This window comes from Inquilinus limosus MP06 (genome assembly GCF_000767795.1).
Lineage (GTDB): Bacteria > Pseudomonadota > Alphaproteobacteria > DSM-16000 > Inquilinaceae > Inquilinus > Inquilinus limosus_E.
The window spans coordinates 1-5,675 of sequence record NZ_JANX01000427.1 but is presented as its reverse complement, the minus strand read 5'-3'; the positions used below and the strand labels follow the sequence as shown (position 1 = coordinate 5,675).

At 68.7% G+C, this 5,675-nt stretch carries 5 protein-coding genes; all 5 read left to right on the top strand.

Annotation, left to right across the window (positions count from 1 at the left end; translation table 11 throughout):
* On the top strand, nt 1-809 hold an 809-nt coding region (locus P409_RS24900), incomplete at its 5' end, for an NAD(P)/FAD-dependent oxidoreductase (RefSeq protein WP_034844877.1).
* Between the two features lie 74 nt (nt 810-883).
* Complete coding sequence (locus P409_RS24895; protein WP_034844875.1) at nt 884-2,566, top strand: peptide ABC transporter substrate-binding protein; 1,683 nt, start codon at nt 884-886, stop codon at nt 2,564-2,566.
* Nucleotides 2,567-2,602: 36 nt separating this feature from the next.
* On the top strand, nt 2,603-3,553 hold the full coding sequence (locus tag P409_RS24890) for an ABC transporter permease (protein ID WP_034844874.1): 951 nt from the start codon (nt 2,603-2,605) through the stop codon (nt 3,551-3,553).
* 353 nt (nt 3,554-3,906) lie between these two features.
* Entirely contained in the window at nt 3,907-4,785 is an 879-nt protein-coding gene (locus tag P409_RS24885; RefSeq protein WP_034844873.1) for an ABC transporter permease, read from the top strand.
* Nucleotides 4,785-5,675 (top strand): ABC transporter ATP-binding protein (locus P409_RS24880; RefSeq protein WP_034844871.1); only part of this gene is annotated, 891 nt, incomplete at its 3' end. The genes P409_RS24885 and P409_RS24880, both read left to right, overlap by 1 nt.

Here is a 5,675-nt window from a genome sequence, read left to right as displayed (position 1 = left end):
GGGCCGGCGCCGCGATCCTGACCGACTGTGCCGTGCGCGGCGTCGAGCGGGCCGGCGGGCGCATTTCCGGCGTGGTGACCGAGCGCGGCCGCATCGCCTGCGACACGGTGATCGTCGCCGGCGGCGCCTGGTCGCGGCGGTTCCTGAAGGATCTCGGCCTGACGCTGCCGCAGCTCAAGGTCCGGGCCAGCGTGCAGCGCACGGCGCCGCTGGAGGGCGCGCCGGAGACGGCCATGTGGTCGAAGGCGTTCGCGCTGCGCAAGCGCCATGACGGCGGCTACACCATCGCCAACGGCAACTCGAACATTGCGCCGCTGGTGCCGGACAGTTTCCGCTTCTTCGGCGACTTCCTGCCGGCGCTGCGCATGGAATGGTCGGCGCTGAAGCTGCGGGTCGACGACCGCTTCCTGCAGGAATGGCGGGAGGCGGCGCCGGTGCCGCTGGACCAGGTCTCGCCCTATGAGAAGGCGCGGGTGCTGGACCCCGCGCCCGACCGCGCCGCCAACCGCCAGGCCATGATCGACCTGGCGAAGCAGTTCCCGGCCTTCGCCGGCGCCAGGGTGGTGCAGGAATGGGCCGGGCTGATCGACGTCACGCCCGACGCCGTGCCGGTGATCTCGACGGTCGAGCAGGTGCCGGGCCTTGTCGTGGCGACGGGATTCTCCGGCCACGGCTTCGGCATCGGTCCCGGCGCGGGACATCTGGCCGCGGATCTCGCGACCGGCGCCCGCCCGATCGTCGACCCGAAGGATTTCCGCTTCTCGCGCTTCACCGACGGATCGAAGCCCCGGCCGATGGCCGGGGTCTGACGCGGCCCCGCGGGGAGACGGGCGCAGACCCGCCCCCGCCGGGTCTTGGAGGCCACGAACAAGGGAGCTTCACCATGACTGATCTTCCGTTCGCCCATCCTTCGTCCACTGGGCCCACCCGCCGCCGCTTCCTGGCGGCAGGTCTTGCCGCCGGCACGGCGGTCTGGCTCGGCCCCGGCCAAGGCTGGCTCAAGGCGGCACGGGCGGCGGGGCCGCCGGCCAAGCCGACCGGCCAAGCCATCGTCGGCCTGTCGCAGGAGCCGACGGTATTCAATCCGCTGATGCTGCACATCGAGGTCGATGACGGCGTCTATGCGAATCTGTTCAGCCCGTTGTGGCAGGTCGACCCCGAAGGCAAGTTCATCCCCGATCTGGCCGCGGAGGTGCCGACCCTGGAGAATGGCGGCATCTCGGCCGACGGGCTGACCTGGCGCATAAAGCTGCGCGACAACGTCAAATGGCATGACGGCACGCCGTTCACGGCCGAGGACGTCAAGTTCTCGATCGACCTGATCAACAACCCGAAGTTCCGCGCCGGCCGGCGGGCCGGGCACGAGCTGGTGCGCGACATCAAAGTGGTGAGCCCGACCGAGCTGACCTGGCGGCTGGAGAAGCCCTATGCCCCCTATCAGGCGATCCTGTCCTGGACCTTCATCGTGCCGAAGCACCTGCTGGAGAAGGAGGCCGACCCCAACGCTTCGGCCTTCGCCACCAGGCCGGTCGGCACCGGACCGTTCAAATGGGTCGAGCGGGTGCCGGGCGACCACATCACCCTGGCCGCGCATGAGGGCTATCACCTGGACGGGCCGTATCTCGAGCGGTTGGTGATCAAGTACATCCCGGACCTGACTGTCCTCTACACCCAGTTCAGCACCGGCGACATCGACTATATCGGCCTGCAGGGCATCACCGCCGACCACTATGAGGAGGCCAAAGGCCTGGCCGAGCGCGACGTCATGCCGGTGGCGCGGGCGACCATCGAGAACATCGCCTTCAACCTGGGGCTGCCGGTGTTCCAGGACCCGGCGGTGCGCGAGGCCCTCTACACCGGGATGGACAAGCAGAGCATCATCGACAGCATCTATTACGGCTTGCCCACGCCCTCGGAATCCTACCTGCCGAAGGAATCCTGGGCTCACAACCCGGACCTGCCGAAACATGCCTACGATCCGGACAAGGCGAAGCAGATCCTGGACGCGGCCGGCTGGGCCCCGGGCGGCGACGGCATCCGCGAGAAGAACGGCGTGCGGCTCGAATTCGTCAACTCGACCACCGCCGGCAACCATGTGCGCGAGCAGGCGCAGCAGCTGCTGCAGCAGAACTGGCTCGACATCGGCATCAAGATGACCATCAACAATCTGCCGCCGGCGGTGATGTGGGGCGACTACTGGATGCAGTCGAAGTTCGAGACGGCGATGGTCGGCATCGCCTTCATGGTCGGCCCCGACCCGGATGCGACCGACTATTTCTCCAGCCGCGCGATCGGCGCCAAGGGCGGGGGCGGCCAGAACACGACGCAGTACGAGAGCGCGGATGTCGATCGTCTTCTGGCCGAAGGCGCCGCGACGGTCGATATCGCCAAGCGCAAGGAAGCCTATCTGAAGATGCAGGAGATCACGCGCCGCGACCTGCCCTATCTGCCGATCTTCCAATACGCCATGGTCCAGGGCGTGAAGAAGGGGCTGACCGGCTTCACCTCCAACGTCAATGTCCCGGAGAACTGCTGGAACGCCCGCACCTGGTACTGGGCGAGCTGAGGGCGGCATCCGCCCGGAGGCAGAGGAGGCCAGTCCATGGCGCCATTCCTGTTCGGCCGAGCCCTGCAGAGCCTGCTGCTGCTGTGGCTCGTGTCGATGATCGGCTTCGCCGTGCTGCACCTGACCCCGGGCGGCCCGCTGTCGCAATTCGCGCTGGTCCCGGGCATGACGCAGGAGCGGCTGGCCCAGATCGCCCATGAGATGGGCCTCGACCGCTCCCTGCCGGTGCAATACTGGGAATGGGCCAGCCGCCTCCTGACCGGTGACTGGGGGCGGTCCTACCGCGACCAGTCGCCAGTGCTGGACGTCATCGGCTCGCACCTCTTCGCCACGGTCGAGCTGATGGCGACGGCGATCCTGATCGCGGTGCTGCTCGGCGTCTGGATCGGCGTGATGGGGGCGGTCCGGCGCTATTCCTTCGCCGACATGCTGGCGACGGTCGGCGCCATGGTCGCCCTGTCGATCCCGACCTTCTGGTTCGGCCTGGTCGTGATCTACATCTTCTCGGTCCGGCTGCAATGGCTGCCGGCCGGCAACATGTACACGGTCGGCGACGGGTCGCTGCTGGATTTCCTGCACCACCTGATCGCGCCGGCCCTGGTGCTGGCGCTGGTCGAGGTGGCGATCTGGAGCCGCTACATGCGCGCCTCGATGATCGACGTGATCAACCAGGACTATATCCGCACCGCCCGCGCCAAGGGCCTGCCGGAGAAGCGGGTGCTGATCCGCCACGCGCTGCGCAACGCGCTGCTGCCGATGATCACCCTGGCGGGGCTGGAGCTGCCGACGCTTCTGGGCGGTGCTTTGGTGACCGAGACGGTGTTCACCTGGCCCGGCATGGGCCGGCTGTTCCTCGATTCCCTCGGTTACCGCGACTATCCGGTGGTGATGGGGATCCTGATGGTCTCGGCCCTGCTGGTTTTGCTGGGCAACCTTTTGGCCGACATCCTCTGCGCGGTGGCCGACCCGCGCATCCGGCTGGATTGAGGGGGCCATGGCAGTCGCATATCCCGGCCGAAAGCAAATAAGTGCCTCCCCCCGCGAGGGCTACGGCATTCACAGATTACCCGTTTTGAGTCCCCCCTCCCCTTGCGGGAGGGGGGTAGGGGGAGGGGGTTCTCTCGGCTTGAGCCGGCCCAGACTGTCGCAAACCGATACAGACAGCGATTTTGGTGTCCTGCGCATTCGCGCGCGGACGCGCGCAGACCCCTCCCCTGCCCCCCTCCCGCAAGGGGAGGGGGGACTTTTAAAAGCCCACTTCAACGGTATGTGAATCCGGTAGCCGGCAAGGGAAGAGGGGAGCCTAAAAGGCGACGCGTGATCTCGATGGGGAGGGGGCGATGACAGCGACCACCGCCCCGACCATCGAGCCCGCCCGCCGCACCGGCAGCCGCGGCTGGCGCCGGTTCCGCCGGCACCGGCTGGCGATGGTCGGCGTCGCCTGCATCCTGCTGCTGATGCTGGCCTGCGTCGCCGGGCCCTGGCTGCTGCCCTTCGACGACCTGCGCATCGACATGCGCGCCCGTTTCGCCCCGCCGCTGACCGGCTGGCACCTGTTCGGCACCGACCCGCTCGGCCGCGATCTCTGCGCCCGCCTCTTGATGGCCGGGCGGATCTCGCTGTCCGTCGCCTTCGCCGCCATGGTGATCAGCACGATCGTCGGCTCGGCGATCGGCGTGATCGCCGGCTATTACGGCCGGGCGGTCGGGGCGGTGCTGATGCGGCTGGTCGACGCCATGCTGTGCTTCCCCGCCGTCTTCCTGCTGCTGACGCTGGCGGCGCTGCTGAAGCCCGACCCGATCATGATCACCCTGATCATCGCCGCCACCAGCTGGATGGAGGTGGCGCGCGTGGTCGAAAGCCAGATCCGCACCCTGCGCGAGCGCGACTTCACCTTGGCGGCGGAGATGATGGGCGCGTCCGACGCCCGCATCATGGTCGACGAGCTGCTGCGCAACGCCATCGGCCCGATCGTCGTCGCCGCCACCCTGACCGTCGCCCGCGCCATCCTGATGGAGGCCTATATCAGCTTCCTCGGCTACGGCATCCAGCCGCCGACGGCGAGCTGGGGCAACATGCTGAACAACGCCCAGCAATACCTGACCTCGGCCCCCTGGCTGGCGCTGGTGCCGGGCATCGCCATCACGCTCGCGGTGACCAGCTTCAACTTCATCGGCGACGGGCTGCGCGACGCGCTCGACGCCCGGCTGGAATCGTGATGACGGACGCGCCGATCCTCGAAGTCCGAGACCTCGCCGTCACCTTCCGCGGCGAGGCCGGGGCCGTGACGGTGGTCAACGACGTCTCCTTCTCCGTTCGCCGTGGCGAGACGCTGGCGCTGGTCGGGGAGTCCGGCTCGGGCAAGAGCGTCACCAGCCTGGCGATGCTGCGTCTGCTGCCGCCGGCGCCGCGCTGCACCATCGCCGGATCGGTCGTCTTCACCGGCCATGACGGCCGCAGCCGCGACCTGCTGCAGCTCGACCTTGAGGCGATGCGGGCGGTGCGCGGCGACGAGATCTCGATGATCTTCCAGGAGCCGATGACCTCGCTGAACCCGGTGCACCGGATCGGCGACCAGATCGCCGAGGCGGTGACCTTCCATCGCGGCCTCGGCCGCAAGCAGGCGCTGGCAAGGGCGGAGGAGCTGCTGGAGCTGGTCGGCATCCCGGAGCCGCGGCGGCGCCTGGCGGCCTATCCGCACCACCTGTCGGGCGGCATGCGCCAGCGGGTGATGATCGCCATGGCCCTGGCCTGCGACCCCAGCCTGCTGATCGCCGACGAGCCGACCACGGCGCTGGACGTCACCGTCCAGGCCGGGATCATCGACCTGCTGAAGTCGCTGCAGGCGAAGACCGGCATGGCCATCATCTTCGTCACCCACAATCTCGGCGTGGTGGCCGAGATCGCGGACAGCGTCATGGTCATGTATGCCGGCCGCATCGTCGAGCGCGGGGACGCCGTCGGGCTGCTGCAGCGGCCGCGCATGCCCTACACCCAGGGGCTGCTGCGCTCGGTGCCGCGGATCGACCGGCTGGATTTCGGCGGCGGCGTGCTGCCGGCCATTCCGGGCAGCGTGCCCGACCCCGGCCGGCTGCCGCCCGGCTGCTCC